Below are 23,975 nucleotides of genomic sequence, written 5' to 3' on the forward strand. Positions count from 1 at the left end.
CCGAAATGCCCTAAAAATGTGTTGCTTTTGATTGGGGCTCTGGCTTGTCTTTCCTTTTCAAAGAACGATCTGCCGCTAAACAGCGACTTTTATAATTTATCATTTTTGAATAATGAATGTCAACAACTTTTTGAAGAAGTTTTAATTCGTTATTCTCTTTTCTGTCAGCCGTTTTGGCGACAATTAGTAATATAACATCGGCCTATAAGACCGTCAACCACTTTTGCAAAATAATTTTAAATTAGTTTTTAAGAGAACTTCCTGTGTTCAAAAAGCATACAAAAGCCTTCATCCATTAAAAAGATGAAGGCTTTTAAAACAGCTTACTGTTTGCTCATCTTTGTACATTCCGGGCATGTTCCGTAAATCTCCAGCCGGTGATCTTCAATTTCAAAGCCCGTTACATGTTCAGCTAACGTTTCTACTTCATCCAGGCCCGGATAATGAAAGTCTACAATTTTCCCGCAATCATTACATATTACATGGTAATGATCTGAAGTCACGCAGTCGAATCTGCTTGAGGAGTCCCCGTAGGTTAATTCTTTCACTATACCAGCATCTTTAAAAACCCGAAGATTATTGTAGACTGTGGCTACACTCATGTTCGGAAAACGTTCTTCAAGAGATTTATAGATATCGTCAGCAGTAGGATGGCTCATTGAAGAGTGCAGAAACTCTAAAATAGCATGACGCTGCGGTGTCATCCGAACGTTCGTGCTTTTCAAGACACTTACTGCTTCCTGTAGGCTAGCGCTCGCCATCGTCATGCACCTCTCTTCCTGTAAAACGATTCTTTATTTGTAATTCTTATAATCTATTCTATCGGAACCCCCTGATCCTTGTCAATGAAAGGGGGTCAGCGATTCTCATCTGCTTGGGCTGATTGAAAAAAAGGAAGCATCGATACGTCTAAAAGAAAAGAAGTAAACCTGTTTGAATGTTCGGGCCGTTTTCCTCTGTGTTTTTCGTAAGCCAGGCATATATCCTTTAAATCTGTTTTCAGCTTCGGCACTTCTTCTTCATTCACGCCAAACATAAACGTCGTATTTCCTTTTTTCAAAAAACCGCCGCTGCTCGCAATCTCTGTCATACGGTAGCCTTTATCTTTCATTTCCATCTCTACCTGATCAGTATAAAAATTATCGATAATACAAAGAAGCAGTTTCATCTTTTCACCTGCCTGCTATTTTTTAGAAGATGACAAGAATTCATCAACATACCGGGATACTTCCGCGATATGGTCCTTTACCTTCACTTCGTCCCATACTTTCTGCACGATTCCTTCTGTATCAATAAAAAAGGTGGAACGCACAATTCCAAGGTATTCTTTACCGAAGTTTTTCTTCCATTTCCACACTCCAAAGGCGTTGGCTGCTTCCTGTTCTTCATCAGACAGGAGCGGGAAGGAAAGTTCATGCTTGGCGGTGAAATTTTCGTGTTTTTTCATTGAATCAGGGCTGACCCCAAGTACTTTAACGTTTTTATCATTCAATTCCGGGAGAGCATCCCTGAAATCGCAGGCTTCAGTTGTACATCCAGGCGTGTTATCCTTCGGGTAAAAATACAAAATCACGTTTTGTCCCTGGTAATCACTTAAACGAATATTTTCTCCAGTAGTAGCGGGAAGTTCAAAATCAGGAGCCTGTTTCCCTTCCAGATCTTTTGGATTTACACTGCTTTCTTCTGTACTCATGTCGATCACCTCAGCACTTGTTTTTATCTTATGATATCATGGTTTTTGCTTTTCTTCTCCATGATACAATAGATAAGAAATAGTTGATAGTAAGGAGAGTAAGGAAAATATGTCCTATGAAAAATCAGTCGAACTCTATAACGAAGCCTGCGACTTAATTGTAGGGGGAGTGAACAGCCCCTCCCGCTCTTTCAAAGGTGTCGGGGGCGGGACTCCTGTTTTTATGAAAGAAGGACGCGGCGCCTATTTGTTTGATGAGGATAACAACCGCTACATTGATTACCTCGGAGCCTATGGTCCTATTATTACCGGGCACGGCCATCCGCACATCGCTGAAGCTATCAATGAAGCTGCCCGTACAGGCACGCTGCTCGGCACTCCCACCAAATGGGAAAATATTTTTGCTAAAAAGCTGAAGGAAGCCGTTCCTTCTCTTGAGAAAGTAAGGTTCGTCAATTCGGGCACCGAAGCTGTAATGACCACTATCCGTGTAGCCAGAGCCTTTACCGGTAAACATAAGATTATTAAATTCGAAGGGTGCTACCACGGCCATTCCGACCTTGTGCTTGTCGCAGCCGGATCCGGCCCATCGACGCTCGGGTCCCCGGACTCTGCGGGCGTGACTCCCAATATTGCCGCAGAAGTCATCACCGTTCCATTTAACGACATTGAAAGCTTCCGCGAAGCCATTAAACGCTGGGGAGACGAGACGGCGGCGGTCCTTATCGAGCCTATCGTGGGAAATTTCGGTCTTGTCGAGCCGGAGCCCGGTTATCTTGAAGAGATCAAAAAACTCACACACGAATCGGACTCTCTTCTTATCTTTGATGAAGTCATTACTGCTTTTCGTTTCACCTACGGTGCTGCCCAAAACATGCTCCAGGTGGAACCGGATATGACCGCCATGGGGAAAATTATCGGAGGCGGTCTGCCGATCGGTGCTTACGGCGGCCGGGTTGATGTCATGGAGCAGGTCGCTCCCCTGGGTCCAGCCTATCAGGCAGGAACAATGTCCGGAAACCCTGCTTCTATGCGTGCCGGCATTGCCTGTCTTGAAGTATTGGAAAAAGACGGAGTGTATGACACGTTAGATCATCTGGGTGAACGCCTTGAAAAAGGTCTCCTCGATCAGGCTGAAAAATACAGCATTCCCGTTACGATCAATCGGTTAAAAGGAATGTTTACCATTTATTTCACAGACGAAACAGTAAAAGACTATAAAGGGGCCGAGCGTTCGAACTCAGAGAGGTTCAGCATCTTTTTTAAAGAAATGCTCGACCGGGGCGTGCACCTCGCTCCTTCAAAATACGAAGCCTGGTTTCTCACCACTGAACACAGTATAGGTGACATAGCAGAAACGCTGGAAGCTTCGGACCAGGCCTTCGCAGCCTTAAGCAGCTACATTCACTAAGTTCAATACAGAAAGGAATACAATCCGTTATGAAGCTGGGAGCCAGAATTTTCAAGACCGGTCTTGCGATCGTTCTCGCTATATACGCAGCATCTTGGATTGGATTGAACCCTCCTTTTTTCGCAGCTATCGCCGCTACTTTCGCTATTCAACCGTCCATATCCCGCACATTCCAGACAATGCTCGACCAGCTTCAGGCTAATATTATCGGAGCTGGCACAGCTATTGTTATGGTACTTGCCTTCGGACACGAGCCGGTAATTATCGGCGTCACGGTGATGATTATTATTGCAGGCATTTTAGGCTTGAAGCTGGATGCCTCCACCATTCCGATTGCTGTTGTGACAGTCATCATTATCATGGGAAGGCCCGGAGACGGCAATTTTATTTTATTTGCCTCAGAGCGGTTTGCTTTAATCATGCTCGGGATTCTTGCATCTTTTTTGGTCAACATGCTGTTTCTGCCGCCAAAGCATGAAACTAAGCTGTATCAGCAGATCCGGGACGTAACCCAGGATACTATTCAGTGGATCCGGCTGCTTGGAAGGCACGAAACTAACCGTCAGACGCTGCGGAAAGACCTTTCCTCTCTTAAAGACCAGACCGTTTCCATCGAAAACCTGTACCTTTTGTTTAAAGAGGAACGCGTGTATACAAAAAAAGCCCGGCTCACCAGGGACCGGCGTGTTGTTCTTTTTAAACAGATGATCGCTTCGATGAATAAAATCGTGACCATCCTGCGCACTCTTGATAAATTTGAAAACGATATGCAGCACACGCCTTCAGACATGCAGGAAGCCATACGCAATCAGCTTGATCATCTTATGGATTATCATGACAGAATTCTTCAGCGTTATGTAGGCAAGGTGACCACTCATCTTACCGAGGAGATGGCCGAAGAGGTCGATGAGGGCAGAGCGTCTTTGACAGATCAGCTCATGGAAATGTATGAGCAGCAAAACATTGACCGCTCGGAATGGCTTCACCTTCTTCCTATTGTTGCACATATCGTCGAGTATAATGAGCAGCTTGAACATCTCGACCGGCTTGTCGAGACCTATTTCCGCTATCATAGCAGTGAAGATTTCTTCGCTATTGAAAACTAAAAGGAGGACTCCCAGCACGGGCGCCCTCCTTTTTTATTTATAAGTTTTCACTGATCTCCATCAGGTATTCTACTAAAGCCTCAAGGCCTTTGTCGTAGTTTTCCAGATGAAAATGTTCATTCGGTGCATGGAAGTTTTCGGTTGGAAGACCGAACCCCATCAACGCTACCGGCACGTTTAACGTTTGGGAGAACGTTTCAATGACAGGCACAGATCCTCCCATTCGCGTATATGCTGCTGTTGTACCGTACGCTGTTTCAAGCGCCCTACCGGCTGCCTGGATGGCCGGGTGGTCAAACGGGGTAACAAATGGCCGGCCTTTATCAAACGGAGTCACCTCCACCTCTACGCCTTCCGAGGTCTTTTGCTGAACATGAGCTTTCAGCTTTTCGACAATCTCATCCGGGTCCTGGTCAGGCACGAGCCGGCACGTAATCTTAGCTGAAGCAGCAGAGGGCAGCACCGTTTTAATGCCTTCCCCCTGAAAGCCTCCGTGCATACCATTAATTTCAAGCGTCGGCCGGGCCCACGTTCTCTCCAGAAATGAAAACCCTTCTTCGCCGAACAGCTCCGGTACGTTTAATTCTTTCCTTGTATTTTCTTCGTCATACGAAAGCTCCGCATACGCCCGGCGTTCCTGCTCCGTAAGCGAAAGAACCCGGTCGTAAAAACCATCGACGGTAATACGGCCGCTTTCGTCATGCATGGATGCAAGTATGTCGGCCAGCGCATGAAGCGGATTTGCGACTCCGCCTCCGTACAGACCGGAGTGCAGGTCTCCTTTTGGCCCCCTCACATCAATTTGAATACCCGCCAGCCCCCGCAGCCCATAGCAGACTGTGGGACGGCCTTTTTCAAGCATCGGCGTATCGGAAACCAGCAGTACATCCCCCTGCAGCAGTTCACGGTGCTTTTCTACAAACTCATCCAGATTGGGACTGCCAACCTCTTCTTCTCCTTCAATACAGAACTTTACATTCACCGGAAGCTCTCCTTTGGTCTGCATGAAGGCTTCAATCGTTTTAAGATGCATAAACACCTGGCCTTTATCATCCGTGGCCCCACGGGCATAGATTTTTTCGTCCCGTATCTCCGGCTCAAACGGCGGTGTCTCCCACAGCTCAACCGGATCGGCCGGCTGCACGTCATAATGGCCATAAAATAGGACTGTAGGCTTCCCCGGGGCGTGCATCCAATCCCCGTACACGACCGGGTGACCGCCTGTTTCCATTACAGCCGTGTTTTCCAGACCGGCTGCCTTCATACTTTTCTCTACCCAGGAGGCCGCAGTCCCCATATCGGGCTTGTGGTTAGGGTCTGCGCTAATACTTGGTATCGATAAAAATTCTTGCAGCTGGTTTAAGTGGCTGCTTCGATGATATTTGAAATACTTTTTGACTTCTTCCATGGTTGCCCTCCCTGCTTTTCAATTACACATGCTGAACGTCAAACAGCCTCTGGTAAGAGCCTTCTGCCATCATTAACTGCTCGTGGCTGCCTGATTCCACTACACGTCCGTCTTCGATTACGACAATCCGGTCCGCATGGGTGATCGTTGAAAGCCTGTGCGCTACAATAAAAGTCGTTCTGTCACGTGCAAGCCGCTCCATCGCTTCCTGGATATAATGCTCACTTTCCAGGTCCAGCGCTGAAGTGGCTTCATCAAATACAAGTATTGATGGGTTTTTCAAAAACACACGGGCAATAGCAATCCGCTGCTTCTGTCCGCCGGAAAGCTTCACGCCCCGTTCTCCGACCGGGGTATCGTAGGCGAGCGGCAGTTCGTTAATAAAAACCTCTGCATTAGCCATACGAGCTGCCTGTATGACTTCCTCATCCGTAGCTTCCGGTTTTCCCATCCGGATATTTTCTTTCACCGATTCGCTGAATAAAATATTGTCCTGCAGAACCATGCCGATATGATCCCGGAGTGTGCGCACTTCATAGTCCCGCACGTCTTTTCCGTCAAGAAGCAGAGCACCGCCGCTTACATCATAAAACCGCGGAAGGAGACTGACGATCGTACTCTTACCGCCGCCGCTCATGCCAACCAGTGCGATAGTTTCCCCCGGTCTCACATGCAGATCAACATCTTTTAATACATCGTTAGTATCCTCTTCGTATTTAAACCATACGTGGTCAAACCTAATGTCGCCTTTGACGTGCTTCACCGGCACCGCTGTTTCTTTATCGGTAATATCGTATTTTTCATCAATAAATTCAAACACCCGGTCCATTGAAGCAATCGACTGCACGAGGGTGGTAGATGAATTCACCAGACGCCGCAGCGGACTGTAAAGCCTCTCCATGTAAGAGGTGAACGCCACCATCTCCCCGACGGATAAATTTCCGTATAATACAGCCAGGCCGGCCGCCAGGATAACTACCAGCGGCGCTACATCTGTCACGGTATTAACGGCAGCAAATGTTTTAGCATTCCAGCGCGTGTGATCCACTGCCCGATCCAGGAACTGCCGGTTTCTCGTATCGAACTGTCCCTGCTCATGATTTTCGAGCGCAAAGCTCCGGATGACGCTCATTCCCTGCACCCGTTCATGCAGATGGCCCTGCACGTTTGCAAGAGCCTGCGACCTTGCTTTTGTTAAATCCCGCAGCCTTGAATAAAAATATTTGATGAAAAAGGCATAAATGGGCAAAAACAACATCGCCACCAGCGTTAATTCCACGTCCATCGTAAACATAATAATCAGTGCAATAATAATAGTCGCGAGATCAAGCCATATGTTCATCAGGCCGGTAATGACGAAGTCCTTGGTCAGCTCAACATCGTTGATCACCCGAGAAATGATTTCGCCCGCCTTGCGGTTGGAATAAAAACGCAGGCTCAGTTTCTGGATGTGGCTGAATAATTGATCACGGATATCATACAAAATTTTATTTCCCGTCCACTGGGCAAAGTACTGCCGGTAGTATTCAATCGGCGGACGAACGATAATAAAAAGCACAACCGCTCCGCCTGCCAGCCAGGCGAGCACTCGTGCTTTCTCAGCTGTTGCCATGCCATCGGCCAACAGCACATGGTCTATAATATAAGCAAGTATGAGCGGCGTTAAAAGCGGCAGACCGAATTTAAAAATGCCAATAATCACTGTCACCGCAATTATTTTATTGTACGGCCGCACAAACTGCATGTAGCGTTTAATACTGCCCATCTTTTTCACCTCTTATCGAAAAAACAAAAAACGCTCATACCACTGTTCGATAAATTGAGAGTTAAATGGGCCTTTTCTCTGGCAGATCCAATTCTGCAGTTCCCGAATACTCGTCTCCATCTTTTCATCTATCTGCGCAGGGTAATTCATTTCTTTTTTATGCTGGGCATACTCGTCCTCGTCCAGTAAATTGTAGGTCATGTCCGGAAAAACTTTAATATCCAGATCATAATCGATATATTTAAGAGCTTCACTATCATAGACAAACGGGGTGCCAAGATTACAATAATAATGCACCCCGTCCGACCGGATCATGCCGATAACGTTGAACCATTTTTCGGCATGAAAATAACAAATAGCAGGCTCTCTCGTTCTCCAGACTCTCCCGTCCGATTCGTGAACCAGAATACGATCGTTCCCGCCAATAACTTCTCTGCTTGTGCCTTTCAGTATTAATGTCTCTTCCCATACACGGTGGAGCGATCCGTTATGCTTATAACTCTGCACCTGGATAGGCTTACCTGTTTCCGGGAAGCTTGCGGCGATTTCGTTACGCTCGGCCAATGTGTCCCGCCTCCCTTCTTCTGCAATTTTTGCTGCCTTCTTTTTTCTATCACTTTCCATTATACATTTCTTCTGTCGATCTGAAAAACTGTTAGGATAAAAGGGCAGGCAAAAAACTATTATGTGCAAAACGAAAGGAGACGATTTTTTTGAAAGCAATCGTTTACCATGAACAGGGAACGCCGGATGTACTCACCATGGAAGAAGTGGATAAACCCGATATTCAGCCGGATGAAGTACTCATACAGGTGAAAGCGGTAGGCCTCAATCCCGTTGATACGTATTTTCGCTCCGGCAAACGCCCCGTTACTTCTTTCCCGGCTATTCCTCATTTTGATGCTGCCGGAATCGTCGAAAAAGTCGGCAGCAGTGCAGGAAATTTCCAGCCGGGGGACAGGGTATGGGGCACAAACATTCCAGGTGCCGCCGCCGAGTGGGCAGCCGCCCCGGCTTCAAACATTTTTCCCCTTCCAAAAGCTATGAGCTATACCGAAGGAGCTTCTCTTGGAATTCCCGCCCTTACTGCTCATATGGCCTTATTTTTCCGGGCAGCGCTTCAGCCTGAAGAAACCGTGCTTATTTACGGCGGGGCCGGGGCGGTCGGTCATGCCGCTATTCAGCTGGCCAAGCATCATAATGCCTTTGTCATCACTACAGCAAGCAGCACTGAAAAACACGAAGCCGCACGCCGCGCCGGTGCTGATGTCGTTTTGAACCTAAATGATGAAAGCTGGAAGGAGGATTTTGCTTCAGCTACAGGACAGCCCGGCGCTGATGTTATTCTTGATATGTCCTTCAGCGAAAATGCCGATACAGATTTGCAGATTCTCTCTCCCGGAGGACGAATCGTTGCGGTCGGCTCCCCGGTGAATACTATGCCGTCTTTTCCATGGCAGCTTTTAAACAAAAAATATGCTTCCATCCTCGGCATTTTGCTTTTCACAGCTCCTGTTCCGGCGCTGCAGGAAGCAGCTTCCGGAGTACAACAGGCTTATGAAAAAGGAGTCTTTTCCCCGCACGTAGCCCGTACCTACTCTATGAATGAAGCTGCCCAGGCTCACAAAGATTTGGAAAACAAGCGTTACTCCGGCAACCTCGTGCTTACTGTTTCTGAATAAACATAAAACCGGAGGCTGCTGCCTCCGGTTTTATATATTCATCCGGGACTGGCCGCCGTCAGCAGTAAGCGTTGTGCCAACAAGCCATCGTGCCTCCTTCGAAGCTAGAAACAACGCTGCGTCTGCCACTTCCTCCACATTACCGAATCTTCCGGCGGGGATATTCTGTTCCACAAACCGCTCCATCGCTTCTGGATTTTCATCTATCCGCTTTTGCCAATTACCGGTAGGATGCAGAATGGACCCCGGAGCAATTGAATTAACCCGCACCCCGTCCTGTATCCACTCGTTACCTGCTGCTTTTGTGAAGCTGATCAGCGCCGCTTTGGCGTTGTTATACGTAGCTTTTCCGCCAGCTTCCTTTCCAAAGATCGATGTGATATTAATAACTGCTCCGCCGCGTTCCTTCATCTGCTCATATGCCATTTTACTAAAGTGTACAGCCTGGAAGTAATTTGTTTCCATCGCCTGTGTAAACTCTTCCATAGAAGTATCCGCAATTTTTCCACCGCTGCTTCCCCCGGCATTGTTTACAAGTACGTCAATACCGCCAAACGCTTCGATAAACCGTTGAAAGGTTTTTTGCCTCTCTTTATCTACAGTGACATCGCAGACGTAGGTCTCAATGTCTCCTATCTCTTCTTTGGCAGCTTTTAGATATTCTTCAGAACGAGCCAGGATACCAACGTCGGCTCCCTGGCTGTAAAATGCCCGGGCAATGCCTTTTCCTATTCCTTTGGAACCGCCTGTAATCAATACTTTTTTCCCCTCAAAAGCTTTGCTCATTTTAACTCCATCCTTTCAACCAGCGTATTATATATTTTTTGGTGGGCCACGGGTAACGCGTAGTTCGATACGTCCTTCAGCGAAACCCACTTCCAATCCTCCGGCAGAGCGCTTTTTTCCGCCTGCCCCTCATATACGTGCACATTCCAGATCAAATGTGAAAATGTTTGTTCCACACGCTGTACAGGACGCTCAATTTCGGGGGTTATGAATGCATCTGCCTCAAGGTAAGCACCTATTTCTTTGGCACGCTCCGCTTCATTTTCCACTGCTGTGTTCGGAAATTCCCACAGTCTTGCCAGAAGACCTTTATCCGGACGCTGATGAATTAATAATTCCCCTTCATCGTTCCAAATAATCGCTGCTGCCATTTCCTGCTTTCTCGGGGCCTTTTTCTTTTCTTTTACCGGCAGTTCTTCCTGCACCCCTGCTGCTCTTGCTTTACAGTGTTCCTGCACTGGGCACAGCAGACATCCCGGCGAGGTGGGCGTACAAATAAGAGCACCAAGCTCCATCACTGCCTGATTAAAATCTGATGGCGAGGTAAGCGGCAGAATTTCGCCAAGCACTGCTTCAAAAGTACTTTTTGTGGACTGCTTGCCGATGTCTTCATACAAACACAGCAGCCTCGAAAACACGCGCATTACGTTCCCATCCACTGCCGGCTCCGGTTTATCAAAAGCAATACTAAGTACTGCTCCTGCTGTATAGGGACCGACGCCCTTTAACGACCGAAACTCTTTTTTTCCACTCGGAACCTCTCCACCGTATTCTTCAGCTACTTCCTTGACCGCCTGGTGCAGGTTCCTCGCCCGTGAATAATAACCGAGGCCTTCCCACTTCTTCATCACCTGATCTTCTTCAGCTTCTGCCAGAGCTTCAATAGTGGGAAAAGCTTCTAAAAAACGGTAGTAATATGGAATGACTGTATCGACTTTTGTCTGTTGAAGCATAATTTCTGAAATCCATATGTGATAAGGATCTGCGCTCCTTCGCCAGGGCAGGTCTCTTTTTTGATGCCGGTACCAGTCGACTAGATCCTGCTGAAACTGTTCCGGCGAAAAATTCTCCAATAGTGGATGCATAGCAATTCACTCTTTCTCTTTATGTTGGTTATCGTAAGGTCCTTTTTTCTCAAAACACCAGCAGTGGACTTTTTTTATTCCCCCGGGGACGAATTTATCAAGGCGGCCATATATTTCTTCATCTGTCTCTGTTCGTTTTGTTTTCAGAGCTTGGTACTGTTCGGATGTATTAACTGCAAACATTTCTACAAATAATGCTCCCTGATCCACAGACTCAAACCATTCATAATTGTTCAACTGCTCGTTGAGCATAGCTGAAGAAATTTCTTTCATTGCTTTTAAAAATTCAGTTCTTTTATCTTCTAAAATCCGGTATTCCATAAAAACGACGTATTTCTGCGGATTCATACAATTCTCCTTTTTGAAATAAACTGTTTAGGGTATCATGAAACTACGCTGGTACGGTCTGTGCTTGTATGATGCCACAGGCTTTTTTTGTTTCAGCATGCCATAAATTAAAGGTGGTGCCAATGGATACAGCAACTCACACTGTGATGGGGATCGGCCTGGGCGGTCTTGCCACCATTGATCCTTCTATTTCATCTGAAGGCGGAGCAATGGGTACAATCCTGATCGCAACAATTATAGGGTCACAGGCCCCTGATTTTGATACCGTATTAAAACTGAAAAATAACGCCGTCTATATCCGCTACCACCGCGGCCCGACACACTCCATACCCGCCGTTTTAATCTGGCCGGTGCTGTTGGCAGCTATTATATATATGTTTTCCCCGGACGTTGCTTTTTCACATTTATGGCTCTGGTCCTTTATCGCTGTCGCTCTTCACGTTTTTGTGGATATTTTTAATGCTTACGGCACCCAGGCGCTGTCCCCGTTTACGAAACGATGGATAGCGCTCGGCGTGATTAATATTTTTGATTCGGTAATCTTTTTCTCCCACCTCTTTGTATTTATTCTGTGGTGGTTCGATGTACCGATAGCAGCCTCAATGATTGTCTTATATATCTTTTTGCTTTTTTACTATTTATGGCGGTTCCAGGCCCGAAACATTGTTTTGCAAAGAGCCCGCCGCCTGCACCCGGATGCCACACATCTGTTTATTTCGCCGACTTACAACTGGTACCGATGGCACCTAGTTATCCGTACGCCGCACAAGTTATTCGTTACCAATTACCGGAATGGACGCCTCCGCTACTTTGAAACGTACCCATTCGAGCCAATTCCCGACGACCCTGTTATCAATGCGGCCAGAGACGACCGGAACCTTGCTTCTTTTCTATCCTTCTCCCCTACGTACCGCTGGATCGTCCGAAACACAGACGAGGGATATGAAGTGAAATTCATTGACCTGCGCTACCGCAGTAAAGGATACTATCCGTTTGTCGCGGTCGTTCAACTGAACGAGGAGCTGGAGATTATGACTTCCTATACCGGCTGGATTTTCAGTGATGAGACCCTTTACAAAAAACTCGACAAAGGCCGGGATTTTTCCTATTATACTCAATAATAAAGAGTACGGAGCCGCTCTCCGTACTCTTTACTTATATCTAATTAATACCAAAAAACTTTTCGTTTGTCGCTTCATAGCGGTGCAGGTGCGGTCCATACTGCCGGACCCATTTCTCCACAATCTGCCCGGTTACTTCTTCACCTTTGTACGAACGGCCCGCCTTCGCCTGAGTGGATTCAAAGTCTTCCCATAAAAAGTCCACCCATTCCCGGGCTTTTTCATCTGTTAACTGAGTGTTGACTGAAAGAAGAAGTTCCAATAAATAATTTTTCTGGTTTTCCATTCCGCTCGTGCCTCCATTCTTTATTTTTCGACCAACAGGGAGAACGGCAGTGCTTCGATCTGGCTTGAATTATTTCGGTAGCCCCAGGCGAACACGCCATTAATAAATTCTATTTCAAAAGTGGATCCTTCCTGAGCGATCCGGTAGGTTTTCCCCGGCTGATAGTCCGCTGGGTCAAGCATATACGTTTTCGCCATTGCGATTTTACGCTCATAAACCGCAAATTCATTTCCTCGTCCCATCTGTTCCGCTTTTTTGGATTTTTCGTTTAAGTTTGCTATTTCCTGTTCAAGCTCATACCTGCTCATCTGGCTGTATCTTTTTTCCATTCCCATGTTCGGACTCCTCTCTCTTTTCATCTAAAAACCGCTGAATATGCTCCATCGGGAATTGTTTCCGGTACAGGTATTCTTTAATTTTCTGTTCAAGCTGGCGGCCTTCAAGCCTGCCTTCCCATTTTCGGTAAATTTTTTCTCCCTGCACGAGCACCGAATTCCACTCATCTTCCTCTGAAGGAGCAAAATCCGCTTCTTTTACAGCGGCTGAAGCTGTTTCATGATCATATCCTTTTCGGAGCAGCATTTGCAACAAACGCTGTTTCACCGCACCGCCCGATTCGCCTTTTTTCTGACGCCCTTTTTTCTCCGCTGCGGTCACAGCCCGGTCGAGAGCCAGTTCATCAGTCAGCGTCTTCATCGCCTCGGAAACGTAAGTCTCCGCCACGCCCTTTTTCTCCAGGTCCATTCTAATGACCTTCGGCCCTTTATCGGTCGTATTAATTTTTGTGCGCACGAACGCTTTGGCAAATTCCCGGTCATTTAAAAATTTATATTCCTTCGCTTTGTCGACCGCCTTCGATGCAGAAGCCTCTGTGAACTCTTTTTCTATTAAATGATCATATACTTCTTTTTCCGTCCGCATCACACTCGATAAGTAATGCAGCGCCCGGTTCCAGGCCTTACGTTCATGATCGTCCTCAATCAGAAGCTCAAGTTCTTTTTCCGTCAGTTCTTTTCCCTTTTTGAGATCCCACTGCACCAAAACGGCTTCATCCACACCGGTCGTGAATGCTTCCCGGCCTGTCTGATCGGTAAAAATGCTGTATCGCTCGGGGTTATTTTTCTGCACTTCAATTTTTGTAATTTTCACAAAGGCCCTCTCCTTTTGCATAGTGGAAAATGATTATGACAATCTGCTTTTGGGTAAAGTTGAATAGCTTCAAAAGTGACGTTTTTACATCACCTTAAGTAGTGAAAGGAGAAATACACATTGAATATTGCTATTGCAGGAGGAAGCGGATATGTAGGCTCCGCCCTCACAGGCTACCTCGAACAGATGGGCCACCATATTTATATTTTAACAAGAAACAGTAAAAATAAAAAAAATAGCGAAAGCATCACCTTTGTTGAATGGATGAATCCCGGCAGCAAACCCGAATATGAGTTGCCGCCGGTAGATGCTTTCATAAACCTCGCCGGCGCATCGCTTGCCCAGCGCTGGACGGAACAAAACAAAGAAGATATTTTAAACAGCCGTATCGATTCTACAAGAGAAGTTATCCGTATTTTTAAGGCGAGCAGCCATAAACCTGAAGTTCTCATCAGCGCTTCAGCCGTGGCTTATTACGGAATTTCCGATGAAGAGGAATTTACTGAGGAATCCCCTAAAGGAGAAACAAACTTTTTACAGGAAGTCGCTCTTCGCTGGGAAAACGAAGCTGCAAAAGCAGAAGAACTCGGCATACGTGTCGTACACGCAAGATTCGGCCTCGTGCTGCAGGAGTTTATCCCGCCACTCGTCTCTGTATACAAAATGTTTGGCGGCGGCACTTTTGGAAGCGGAATACAGTGGTTTTCCTGGATTCATTTAAGAGACGCTGTCGAAATGCTTCTTTTTGCAGCCACCACCAAAGAAATTAAAGGTGCACTGAACATTACCGCGCCTGAACCTGCGCAGATGGAAACTCTGGGACGCGAGATAGCTAAAGTAACTGGACGTCCGCACTGGCTTTCTGTGCCGTCATTTATTATCGAGAAGATGCTCGGCGAAATGAGTGTAATGATTCTTGGAGGCCAAAAGGTCCTCCCCCAAAAATCCATGGATCATGGCTTCCACTTTCATTTCCCAAGCCTGCAGCCTGCGCTGATCAATATTTTAAAAGAGTAACTACACGCCGTCCGGGGCTTTTCGGACGGCTTTTCTTATCAAAGGCGGAGGAATTGTCCTTCTGCGCAAGTATTACTTATCGTTTTCGCTGTTCAGGTTACATAACACTCTATAAGTAGTAATAATACTCATAAATGCCTGATAGGCAAGTTTGAAAATTTTCATAATTAGCGTTAAGATTTGATTTATGAGTGTGGCAGATCTTATTACATTTTAAAACAACACAATATTACGTTTGTTTTTTCTATAAAGAGGTATAGTACAGGTAGCCCTCTATTACTTTTAAAAGGTGGTAAGAAAATGGAAACGAAAATGACTGGAACGAACGGTTCCGTCGATTCAATCGTTTTTGACAAACCAACCGTGGAAGACGGGGCAGACATGTGGGAACTTGTCAAAAACTCCACATTGGATTTAAATTCTTCATATAAATATATCATGATGTGTGAATTTTTTGCCGAAACATGTGTTGTCGCTAAAGAAAACGATGAATTAGTGGGCTTCGTAACGGCCTTTATTCCACCTGAAAAACAGGATACCGTATTCGTCTGGCAGGTGGGCGTGGATACTTCCCAACGGGGAAAAGGTCTTGCTTCACGTTTGCTGGATGCTCTTCTGGAACGGGATGTATGTGAAGAAGTGCTGTATTTAGAAGCTACCATCACCCCTTCCAATGAAGCTTCGCAGGCGCTGTTTAAAAAGCTTGCCAAGAAACGGGAGACTGAAGTGACAGTTTCTGAATGCTTTACGGAAGACCTTTTTCCGGATGATGAACATGAAGAAGAGTTGACATTTCGAGTAGGACCCTTTACAAAATAAGTAGTGAACATGACATGCAAAGCGCATGTCATGTGTTATGTAAAAACTGAATTTTTCGATAACATTCCCAAGGAGGATACTTACTTTTATGATGAAAAATGATCTTAGCGTTTTTAACGAATACGAATCGGAAGTGCGCAGCTATGTCAGAGGATTTCCTACTGTGTTCCACCAGGCAAAAGGGTACAAGCTCTGGGATTTGGATGGAAAAGAATATGTTGACTTCTTTTCCGGCGCAGGCGCACTGAACTATGGACACAATGATGACAACATGAAAGAAAAACTGCTTGCCTATATTCAGGAAGACGGCGTTACTCACTCTCTTGATATGGCTACTAAAGCAAAGGGCGAATTTATCGATGCTTTCCAGAATATTATTCTGAAGCCGCGTAACATGGATTATAAAATCATGTTCCCCGGGCCAACTGGCGCAAACAGTGTAGAAAGCGCACTGAAGCTCGCCCGTAAAGTGACTGGGCGCACAAATGTTGTCAGCTTCACCAACGGCTTCCACGGTATGACTATTGGCGCTTTGAGCGTTACAGGCAACAAATTCAAACGTGGCGGGGCCGGCATGCCTTTATCCAATACGTCAATCCTGCCGTATGATAAATTCTTAAAAGAAAGCGATAATTCCGTTGAATATATCGAGAACTTCCTTGATAACGGAGGCAGCGGCCTCGATAAGCCGGCAGCGTTTATCGTAGAGACCGTTCAGGGCGAAGGCGGCTTAAATGCTGCAAGCAGCGAATGGCTTCAGTCGATTGAAAAAATCTGCCGGGAGCGCGACATTAAGCTTATCCTTGACGATGTCCAGGCAGGCGTCGGCCGTACCGGTACCTTCTTCAGCTTTGAACCAGCCGGTATTAAGCCAGACTTTATATGCCTTTCCAAGTCGATTGGCGGCAACGGCTCACCGCTTGCCATCACTTTAGTCGCGCCGGAGTATGACAAATTCGCTCCCGGCGAGCACAACGGTACCTTCCGCGGAAACAACTTTGCTTTTGTAACAGGTACTGAAGCTTTGAATTACTGGAAGGATGACCGTTTGGAAAAGAACGTCCAGGAAAAATCCGAGCGTATTGCTTCGTTTCTGGATGACATGATCAAAAAGCACCCTGAAATGAAAGGTGTCCGCAAAGGACGCGGCTTCATGCAGGGAATTATGAGTCCTATCGAAGATCTGTCCGATAACATCGCCGGCAGGTGCTTTGAACACGGTCTGATCATGGAAACAGCCGGTGCAGACGATGAAGTATTTAAACTATTCCCGCCAATTACCATCGACGACGAAGGACTTGAACGCGGACTGTCGATTCTTCAGAAGGCAATTGAGGAAGTTACCGCAGAAAGCAACCTTGTCGCCAACTAACCTGATTAATTGGATAAAAAGAAGCCGATCGATCGGCACCCCGACGGTCGGCCTTTTTATGATATAAAACCTTAACTGACAAGATGGAGGAATAGACAATGAAAGTAATTAAGCTCGAAGATTTACTCGGTACTGAACGTGAAGTGGATGACGGTAACTGGGTCAGCCGCCGTTTCATTATGAAAGATGATAATATGGGCTACTCGGTAAATGATACAATTATCCGTGCCGGTACTGAAACTCACATCTGGTACCAAAACCATCTCGAAACCGTCTACTGCATTGAAGGAGATGGAGAAATTGAAACATTAAGCGACAATAAAGTATATCAGCTCGAGCCTGGTGTATTGTATGCGCTCGATAAAAACGACGAGCACATGCTTCGCGGAGGCAGTAAAGATATGCGCATGGTTTGTGTATTCAACCCACCGCTTAGCGGCCGTGAAGTTCATGATGAAAACGGAGTATATCCAGCAGATCTTGACTAATATCAAAAAATCCCCTGATGCCAAAAGCATCAGGGGATTTGCTTATTAATGCAGAAGATAATGACGAAACGTCAGCGTCTGGGCGTCAACACCCAGCTTTTCAATGAAAAGCTTCACATCGTGCAGAGAATCTGCAGGATATTGGAATTTACATATCTCCGGGGATTGTTCTTCAATATCTTTTGTCGCAAAACAAAAGGTTGATTGATCTTTATCGTAGTAAACGATCAAATCTTCTTCGTGCATTGGATGCTTAAACTGTGCTTTATATAACCGGTAGGACAATCCGAACGCCCCCTTTCTACTCTTCTATTTAAAAATCTTAAACCATCCATTTCGTTTAAACAAGCCCAGCAGCACTACTGCTATTAAGAGCATAACCCCAAGCGCTATGAAATATCCGTATCTATATTCAAGCTCCGGCATATACACGAAGTTCATACCATAAAGCCCTGCAATAAATGTCAGCGGAATAAAGATTGTTGATACAATCGTGAGCGTCATCATAATCGCATTCATTCTGTTTGATGCCATCGTCTGAAAGTTGTCTCTCATGTCTGAGGTCATTGCCCGGTTGGATTCGATCATTTCGGTGACCTTTAGAAGATGGTCATAAATATCCCGGTAATATTCCCGCTGCTGGGTAATCAAGTGCAGACGCTCCACAAATAACACCCGGTACACCAGGTCTCTCATAGGAACAATGGTTCGACGGAGCCTGAGCAGATCGGACCGTAAGTCAAATACTTCTTCTATCAGCTTACCATAGGTCAGCTCTGCGTTGCTTTCCTCGATCTCATTCAGCCGGTCTTCGATTTGATCCAGGACCGGAAAGTATTCATCCGTCATTTTATCAATAATGTGATAGCTGATATCATCCGGATTCAGCGCGGCTCCTTCAGCCTGCAGCTTTTTCCAGGAATGATTAACCGCCGAAGACGGAGCTTCATGATATGTAACGACAAAATTGGGTCCAAGAAACATACAGATTTCCTCAGCCCCAAGCGTTTCCTTATCAAGTGCATGAAGGACGAAAAAGCTGTAGCCATCATAGGAATCATGCTTTGGACGCTGACGCTCCATGTAGCAGTCCTCAATGGCCAGTGGATGAAAATGAAACACTGAGTCCAGCGTGTTTGTTTCCTCAGCGGTGGGAGAGGAATAATCAATCCAGTACCATTTCCATTCGTATTTTTTAAATTCATCCAATGTAATATTGTTTATTGTGTTTCCTTCTGCATCAATACCGGCACAGGAAATCATTGCCGCCCCTCCCTTCCTTTGAACAGCAGTTGCCCGCTGTAGTTATTTTCCCACAAGAAAACGGGGCACCCGCTCCGGCGCCCCGTTCCACATTTTACAACATCGGAAGTATTTCGTCTAATGATGCGTAAGGATAATTTAAATCCTCTGCCACTGCCTGATACGTTACTTTTCCCTGAGCTGTATTCAATCCTTTGCCAAGGGTCGGGTTATTGGTAAGAGCTTTTGCCACGCCCTGGTTTGCAATCTGAAGCGCATAGGGAATGGTTACGTTAGTTAAAGCAATTGTAGACGTTCTTGGAACCGCGCCCGGCATATTTGCCACAGCGTAGTGCACCACACCATGTTTTTCATATGTCGGCTGATCGTGCGTCGTTACCTGGTCGGCAGTTTCAATAATGCCTCCCTGGTCGATCGCCACGTCGATCAGCACAGAGCCCCGTTCCATACTTTTCACCATTTCTTCTGTCACGAGCTTCGGTGCTTTGGCTCCGGGAATCAGGACCGCCCCGATCACCAGGTCCGACCGCTTTACTTCTTCCGCCAGGTTCAGGGGATTGCTGCTAAGCGTCTGAATCTGGCCGCCAAAGTCTTCATCAATCTGGCGGAGTCTCGCCGGGTTTAGATCGATAATTGTTACGTTGGCCCCGAGACCATGGGCGATGCGTGCAGCGTTCGTGCCGACAACCCCTCCGCCGATTACCGTTACGTTGGCCTTTTTCACTCCGGGCACTCCCGAAAGCAGGACGCCCTTGCCCCCGTGTACGCTTTCCAGAAACTGAGCTCCAACCTGGGCTGCCATCCTTCCTGCTACTTCACTCATTGGTGTTAAGAGCGGAAGTGTATGGTTTTCCTCGACTGTCTCATAAGCTACTGCAGTGACTCCGTTTTCGGTTAATGCTTTCACCAGTTCAGGTTCAGCAGCAAGGTGCAGATAGGTAAACAAAATCAAGTTTTCCCGGAAAAACTGATATTCCGAAGCCAGAGGTTCTTTGACCTTCAGTATCATCTCTGCCTGCTTCCATACATCTGCGGCCTCCGGAATAATTTTTGCCCCAGCTGATTCATATTCTTCATTCGAAAATCCGCTGCCTTCTCCGGCATGGTTTTCAACATATATATGATGGCCCGCTTGTGTTAAATGCACAACCCCCGCCGGCGTAATCGCTACTCGATTTTCATTGTTTTTAATCTCTTTGGGAACCCCTATAATCACGATGCATCGCCTCCTCTAATACCTTTTCTATTAGTATAGCGTGTTTCCGGGCTATAAGCATTGGCGGATTAAAATAATATTCCCATTATCCATTTGTGATTTTTCACAATAGGTTTGTGTGTTTTTCTTTCAGCAATTCCAATTCCAGCAGCAGCGTCCATTTTTCATGGGCACTGGAAAGAGTCACACCTGCAATTGCCTGCATCCTTTTTAAACGGTAGGTCAGCGTATTGGGATGCACATGAAGTATCTTAGCGGCGGCGTTAACGTTGCAGTCTTCGCTCAGATAGATGTAAAGCGTGCTCAAAAGCTCCGTTTCATTTTCTGCATCATAATCGGATAGACTTTTCAGGGAAGGGTGTGTAAATGTTTCTTCCTCCCGCCTCTGTAAAAGAACTGGGAAAAAGCGGTAATAGCCTGCTTCATGCAGAAAGTAATAATGGAAGGGAAGCTGGCGAACCTGTTTTTTTAAATCAAGCATGGTCAATGCCTGCCTGTAACCGCCCGCCACCTCCATATACTGATGACAGATTTCAGACGCAGCAATAGCCGTTAAAGTATCATCGTAACGTTCGTACCATAACTCATGCATCTGACGTAAAAATGCTGAGATTGTTGCTTCTATATTTCTGCTTTCAAGTCCGTACAGCATGAGAATAGCCCGGTGCTGATCATATGTTTTGAGCATCACCTTCACCCGCTGCGAAATCGTCAGCAGATAGGTGAGCCGCTCCCAGGAATTGTGCTCAAGCTGTTCTGAAAACTCCATGATTACAATGGAATACTGCTGTGGCCGCCCCGGAAAAAAACGAAGCATTTGGCGCTCTATGGCCTGCTCATCCGTTTCATCCCCGGTCAACAGACGCCAAAAATATTCCTGATGGTCCTGCTGTGCCGGATTTCTTGGGTGAAACTGCCGCTGGAAACGCTCACCACACACAACCGCTGCCGAGTGAAGATCCTGCTTTGCCTCTTCTGAAAGAGGCGTTTCGCCCTCCACCACCCATATATAGCCTATTACTGTCTGCTTTTCCTTGACGGCTACGGCCATCCTGGTTCCGAGTCCTATTTCATCAATAGCGGAAATGGAGACCGGCTCACTCTGCTGATGAAGGCTTGGTATCACTCCTTCATTCCATAAACGGTGAATCACCTCTTCCGGCACGCGCCTCCCCATGATAGTCGCCGTACGTGCTCCGTCAGTGACCTGGGGGTGACCGCTGTAGGCGAGCAGACGGTGCGTCGAATCCTCAATGGTAACCGGGCCTCCAAGTGCTTCACTGATAAAGTCGGCAAATTCATTTAATGAATCGGCAGTATGCTGCCAAAGCTGCTTTTCAAACATAGTTATGCGCTCTCCTTCCAAGGTTTATAAAAAAAGGTAGAGCAGCAGATTTGCCAGGATGGTAAGAATAATGGAGACAATCAGGCTGATACCGAGCCAGTATAAACACATTGCAGTTCACCACGCATATTTATTTTTTGCCTTTTTTCTCCGGTTTGTATACAAAAGGAACTACAGCTTCCACCTGGGATGTCTGCGGGAACATATCCACCGGCTGGGCATATTCTGGATGGTACCCTGCTTTTTTCAGGTACGCGGCGTCCTTGGCCAGGGTGGATGGATTACAGGATACGTACACAAAACGTTTAGGCTTCACCTTTCCAATCGTGTCCAGCAGTGCCTCTCCGCAGCCTGTACGCGGCGGATCCGCCACTACTACATCAGGGTTCCAGTTTTCCCGCTGCCACTGAAGCATCATTTCTTCGGCTTTGCCATGGTAGAACCTGGCATGGGAAGCTCCTGCCTGTTTAGCATTTTTGTTAGCGTCCTGAATGCTTGCTTTAATCATATCCATGCCGCGTACTTCCTTAGCACCCGAGGACATCCAAAGGCCAATTGTGCCGCTGCCGCAGTAGGCATCGACCACTTTTTCACGGCCTGTGAGCTTTGCCGCTTGCTTCGCTTCGTCATAAAGCGTGGAAGCCTGCTCCGAGTTCAGCTGAAAAAATGCTTCCGGGGATAAATGAAAGGAAAAGTCCTGCATGTTGTACTTAATTGTATCTTTACCCCACAGCCGCTTGGTCGTCCCGCCAAAAACAGTCGGGCTGCTTTCATTCTGCACATGATGATGAATTGACTTTATTTCAGCGAACGAAGAACGCAGGAAATCCACCAGCTCTTCCTGCTCCGGCAGATCCACCGAAGACGTCACAAGCGTGACCTGAACCTCGCTTTTTTGTTCATTTGCCCGCACAACGATGGTTTTAACCCCTTTTTGTTTACTCGTGTGTACCGGCACCTCTTCATCCTTCATAAATACGGTAATTGCTTTTGTAATTTTATTTAGAATCGACTTTTCCACCATACAGCCGACATTGGTGAGGTCCACCAGCTGATTGGAATCACTCGAATACAGACCCGCTTCCACTCGCCCTTTCTTTCCCTCGCCTGTCTGCCACTGGCTTTTATTTCTATACCGCCATGGATTTTCCATCCCGATCGTTTCACGAATTTCCGGCACGACGGGAGCATAGCGTTCAAATGACTGCAGCACCAGATCCTGCTTCATCCACAGCTGTTCGTCGTATTCGGCATGCTGCAGCTGGCAGCCGCCACAGATTTTATACACCGGGCAGGGAGCTTTCTGCCGGCTCGGCGAAGCTTCGCGAATATACTTAATGCTTGCGATCGCGCGGTTCCGTTTTACTTCCTCGACCTGGCCGACAATCACTTCCCCCGGGAGCGCCCCCTCCACGAAAACAGCCTGGCGTTTAAAATATCCAATTCCTTCACCGTTAATACCTATTCGTTTAATAGTCAGCGGAAATTCCTGACCCTCCTGCAGCGGCTGGCGCTGTTCAAATTTTTCATTTTTCGGCACGTGTATCTTCTCCTTTATCTGGTATTTCCACATGAAGCCATAAATAAATACTTGCATAGCTGTTGTACGGGCTCCACCGGCTGGACCATTCTGTTATTTCCGCCTTAGATGGTTTCGCTTCAAGTCCCAGCAGCTTCTTTAATCCATTTTGAACGCCAATATCAGCAGCGGGCATCAGGTTTTCTCTTCCGAGTCCAAACAGTAAAAAGCATTCTGCCGTCCAGGGCCCTATTCCCCGGTGCTTCGTAAGCTCCCGTATAACCTCCTCATCAGGCTTTTTCTGAAGAGCACCAATATCAAGCGTACCTTGCGCAATGCTTTTTGAAATATCCACTACGTATTCCGCTTTCCGGCGGCTGAACTGCAGCTTTCGAAGTTCATCAGGATGAATAGCTGCCACAGTCGCAGGGGCGGGGTAAAACCATACACCATCTTTATAAGTGCCGTATGTCTGAACGAATCTTGTTGAAAGAGTATAGGCAAAGGCCATGTTCAACTGCTGATGAATAATTGTTTTTATAAGACAGCCGTATAAGTCAAAGTCACAGGTGAGCGGCGCACCGTAAAACCGATGAAACAGCGGCTCTAATTCCGTCTGCTGAAAATGCCCGGCTGCCTGAGCAAGTGGCTGATGAAAACGAAAAATACGTTCTATTTTATCCAGAGCTTCCTGTTCTCTCTTCTCCGGGGCCTCTACATATACATAAGTCTCCGGTTGATGTTCAACAAACGCAACAGTTACTGTATCAAGCTGCCTCTCACCCGGCAGAGGCAGCTTCACCTTTCTTTTATCGATATCTACATTATACAGCGGATCGAGTGCCATCCGTTTCAGCATCAGCTGAACATCGTATACGGATGGGATCTGCTTTATTATCTGCTGCACAGTAATTACGTCCTTTCATGAAGCTTTGTTATTTTATCACGTTTACCCCTATTCACGCGACCTGCTCTCCGGGACGCTTAAAATTCTGCCATATTTTCTATTTTTAGGATAAAAGTATTAATTTTCAATAAATTGTTAATTATTTTTTCCATTCTATTTTCCTATTCTCGATGAAATGGCTTTCTTCCT

27 protein-coding genes are annotated in these 23,975 nt (G+C 46.5%); 9 read left to right on the forward strand and 18 right to left on the reverse strand.

Annotated elements, in window-relative coordinates:
• Nucleotides 1-195: hypothetical protein (locus ACTRXF_RS08310; RefSeq protein WP_474278667.1), on the forward strand; the 195-nt coding region annotated here is incomplete at its 5' end.
• A 128-nt stretch (nt 196-323) separates the two neighbouring features.
• Here the strand turns inward: ACTRXF_RS08310 and perR are convergent.
• From perR to bcp, 3 genes are all read right to left on the reverse strand, one after another.
• Nucleotides 324-761 carry a peroxide-responsive transcriptional repressor PerR gene (gene perR / locus ACTRXF_RS08315; protein WP_322526179.1) on the reverse strand — a complete coding sequence of 146 codons (438 nt, stop codon included), beginning with the start codon at nt 759-761 and terminating at the stop codon, nt 324-326.
• A gap of 95 nt (nt 762-856) precedes the next feature.
• A complete protein-coding gene (locus tag ACTRXF_RS08320) occupies nt 857-1,168 on the reverse strand; it encodes a cyclic-di-AMP receptor (protein WP_462864827.1) in 312 nt (103 codons plus the stop codon).
• 15 nt (nt 1,169-1,183) lie between these two features.
• Nucleotides 1,184-1,693: a thioredoxin-dependent thiol peroxidase gene (bcp, locus tag ACTRXF_RS08325; protein ID WP_474263583.1), complete on the reverse strand. Its 510-nt coding sequence runs from the start codon at nt 1,691-1,693 to the stop codon at nt 1,184-1,186.
• Nucleotides 1,694-1,802: 109 nt separating this feature from the next.
• Between bcp and ACTRXF_RS08330 the strand changes: the two genes are divergently transcribed.
• Together ACTRXF_RS08330 and ACTRXF_RS08335 are read left to right on the forward strand one after the other, a co-directional pair.
• Entirely contained in the window at nt 1,803-3,104 is a 1,302-nt protein-coding gene (locus ACTRXF_RS08330) for a glutamate-1-semialdehyde 2,1-aminomutase (protein WP_474263580.1), read from the forward strand.
• A gap of 29 nt (nt 3,105-3,133) precedes the next feature.
• Entirely contained in the window at nt 3,134-4,210 is a 1,077-nt protein-coding gene (locus ACTRXF_RS08335) for an FUSC family protein (protein WP_474263578.1), read from the forward strand.
• A 37-nt stretch (nt 4,211-4,247) separates the two neighbouring features.
• On the opposite strand, the gene ACTRXF_RS08340 is transcribed toward ACTRXF_RS08335, so the two are convergent.
• Genes ACTRXF_RS08340 through ntdP form a run of 3 tightly spaced genes read right to left on the reverse strand, consistent with a single transcriptional unit; the run spans nt 4,248 to nt 8,007 of the window.
• Entirely contained in the window at nt 4,248-5,618 is a 1,371-nt protein-coding gene (locus ACTRXF_RS08340; protein ID WP_474263577.1) for a dipeptidase, read from the reverse strand.
• A gap of 22 nt (nt 5,619-5,640) precedes the next feature.
• Nucleotides 5,641-7,383, reverse strand: coding sequence for an ABC transporter ATP-binding protein (locus ACTRXF_RS08345; RefSeq protein ID WP_474263576.1), 1,743 nt, complete (start codon nt 7,381-7,383; stop codon nt 5,641-5,643).
• Between the two features lie 12 nt (nt 7,384-7,395).
• Entirely contained in the window at nt 7,396-8,007 is a 612-nt protein-coding gene (ntdP, locus tag ACTRXF_RS08350; protein ID WP_474263574.1) for a nucleoside tri-diphosphate phosphatase, read from the reverse strand.
• Between the two features lie 89 nt (nt 8,008-8,096).
• Between ntdP and ACTRXF_RS08355 the strand changes: the two genes are divergently transcribed.
• Nucleotides 8,097-9,065 carry an NADPH:quinone reductase gene (locus ACTRXF_RS08355; RefSeq protein WP_474263572.1) on the forward strand — a complete coding sequence of 323 codons (969 nt, stop codon included), beginning with the start codon at nt 8,097-8,099 and terminating at the stop codon, nt 9,063-9,065.
• Between the two features lie 30 nt (nt 9,066-9,095).
• Here the strand turns inward: ACTRXF_RS08355 and ACTRXF_RS08360 are convergent, their stop codons facing one another.
• Genes ACTRXF_RS08360 through ACTRXF_RS08370 form a run of 3 tightly spaced genes read right to left on the reverse strand, consistent with a single transcriptional unit; the run spans nt 9,096 to nt 11,284 of the window.
• The gene (locus tag ACTRXF_RS08360) at nt 9,096-9,851 is read right to left on the reverse strand and encodes an SDR family NAD(P)-dependent oxidoreductase (protein WP_474263570.1); all 756 of its coding nucleotides are present in this window, start codon (nt 9,849-9,851) and stop codon (nt 9,096-9,098) included.
• A complete protein-coding gene (mutY, locus tag ACTRXF_RS08365) occupies nt 9,848-10,936 on the reverse strand; it encodes an A/G-specific adenine glycosylase (RefSeq protein ID WP_474263568.1) in 1,089 nt (362 codons plus the stop codon). The genes ACTRXF_RS08360 and mutY overlap by 4 nt, the downstream gene beginning before the upstream one ends.
• Before the next feature lie 6 nt (nt 10,937-10,942).
• Nucleotides 10,943-11,284: an MFS transporter gene (locus tag ACTRXF_RS08370; protein ID WP_474263566.1), complete on the reverse strand. Its 342-nt coding sequence runs from the start codon at nt 11,282-11,284 to the stop codon at nt 10,943-10,945.
• A 122-nt stretch (nt 11,285-11,406) separates the two neighbouring features.
• Between ACTRXF_RS08370 and ACTRXF_RS08375 the strand changes: the two genes are divergently transcribed.
• A complete protein-coding gene (locus ACTRXF_RS08375) occupies nt 11,407-12,405 on the forward strand; it encodes a metal-dependent hydrolase (protein WP_474263564.1) in 999 nt (332 codons plus the stop codon).
• A gap of 40 nt (nt 12,406-12,445) precedes the next feature.
• Here the strand turns inward: ACTRXF_RS08375 and ACTRXF_RS08380 are convergent, their stop codons facing one another.
• From ACTRXF_RS08380 to recX, 3 genes are read right to left on the reverse strand one after another with little or no spacing between them, the layout of a single operon-like run.
• Nucleotides 12,446-12,691, reverse strand: a complete 246-nt coding sequence (locus ACTRXF_RS08380; protein WP_474263562.1) for a YfhJ family protein — start codon at nt 12,689-12,691, stop codon at nt 12,446-12,448.
• A gap of 20 nt (nt 12,692-12,711) precedes the next feature.
• Nucleotides 12,712-13,020: a YfhH family protein gene (locus tag ACTRXF_RS08385; protein ID WP_091616262.1), complete on the reverse strand. Its 309-nt coding sequence runs from the start codon at nt 13,018-13,020 to the stop codon at nt 12,712-12,714.
• Nucleotides 12,986-13,840, reverse strand: coding sequence for a recombination regulator RecX (recX, locus tag ACTRXF_RS08390; protein ID WP_474263560.1), 855 nt, complete (start codon nt 13,838-13,840; stop codon nt 12,986-12,988). The genes ACTRXF_RS08385 and recX overlap by 35 nt, the downstream gene beginning before the upstream one ends.
• Nucleotides 13,841-13,960: 120 nt before the next feature.
• Here recX and ACTRXF_RS08395 point away from each other — a divergent pair, with 120 nt between their 5' ends.
• The 4 genes from ACTRXF_RS08395 to ACTRXF_RS08410 all read left to right on the forward strand — a co-directional run bounded on the left by ACTRXF_RS08395 (nt 13,961) and on the right by ACTRXF_RS08410 (nt 17,536).
• Nucleotides 13,961-14,857 (forward strand): TIGR01777 family oxidoreductase, encoded by an 897-nt coding sequence (locus ACTRXF_RS08395; protein ID WP_474263558.1) that lies wholly within the window; start codon nt 13,961-13,963, stop codon nt 14,855-14,857.
• Nucleotides 14,858-15,157: 300 nt separating this feature from the next.
• Entirely contained in the window at nt 15,158-15,676 is a 519-nt protein-coding gene (gene ectA, locus ACTRXF_RS08400; protein ID WP_322525965.1) for a diaminobutyrate acetyltransferase, read from the forward strand.
• Between the two features lie 88 nt (nt 15,677-15,764).
• Nucleotides 15,765-17,048, forward strand: a complete 1,284-nt coding sequence (gene ectB, locus ACTRXF_RS08405; protein ID WP_322525966.1) for a diaminobutyrate--2-oxoglutarate transaminase — start codon at nt 15,765-15,767, stop codon at nt 17,046-17,048.
• A gap of 98 nt (nt 17,049-17,146) precedes the next feature.
• Nucleotides 17,147-17,536, forward strand: a complete 390-nt coding sequence (locus tag ACTRXF_RS08410) for an ectoine synthase (RefSeq protein ID WP_022795050.1) — start codon at nt 17,147-17,149, stop codon at nt 17,534-17,536.
• Between the two features lie 45 nt (nt 17,537-17,581).
• Here the strand turns inward: ACTRXF_RS08410 and ACTRXF_RS08415 are convergent, their stop codons facing one another.
• The 6 genes from ACTRXF_RS08415 to ACTRXF_RS08440 all read right to left on the reverse strand — a co-directional run bounded on the left by ACTRXF_RS08415 (nt 17,582) and on the right by ACTRXF_RS08440 (nt 23,786).
• Entirely contained in the window at nt 17,582-17,821 is a 240-nt protein-coding gene (locus ACTRXF_RS08415) for a hypothetical protein (RefSeq protein WP_462864850.1), read from the reverse strand.
• Nucleotides 17,822-17,845: 24 nt separating this feature from the next.
• Nucleotides 17,846-18,799, reverse strand: a complete 954-nt coding sequence (corA, locus tag ACTRXF_RS08420; protein ID WP_474263555.1) for a magnesium/cobalt transporter CorA — start codon at nt 18,797-18,799, stop codon at nt 17,846-17,848.
• Between the two features lie 94 nt (nt 18,800-18,893).
• Nucleotides 18,894-20,015 (reverse strand): alanine dehydrogenase, encoded by a 1,122-nt coding sequence (gene ald / locus ACTRXF_RS08425; protein WP_474263553.1) that lies wholly within the window; start codon nt 20,013-20,015, stop codon nt 18,894-18,896.
• Between the two features lie 103 nt (nt 20,016-20,118).
• Nucleotides 20,119-21,360 (reverse strand): PucR family transcriptional regulator, encoded by a 1,242-nt coding sequence (locus ACTRXF_RS08430; RefSeq protein ID WP_474263551.1) that lies wholly within the window; start codon nt 21,358-21,360, stop codon nt 20,119-20,121.
• A 130-nt stretch (nt 21,361-21,490) separates the two neighbouring features.
• Nucleotides 21,491-22,900, reverse strand: coding sequence for a 23S rRNA (uracil(1939)-C(5))-methyltransferase RlmD (rlmD, locus tag ACTRXF_RS08435; RefSeq protein ID WP_474278669.1), 1,410 nt, complete (start codon nt 22,898-22,900; stop codon nt 21,491-21,493).
• On the reverse strand, nt 22,887-23,786 hold the full coding sequence (locus ACTRXF_RS08440; RefSeq protein WP_474278671.1) for a DNA-3-methyladenine glycosylase family protein: 900 nt from the start codon (nt 23,784-23,786) through the stop codon (nt 22,887-22,889). The genes rlmD and ACTRXF_RS08440 overlap by 14 nt, the downstream gene beginning before the upstream one ends.
• Nucleotides 23,787-23,975 lie beyond the last annotated feature (189 nt).

Source organism: Marinococcus sp. LNHM3E3-2.2 (genome assembly GCF_056034385.1).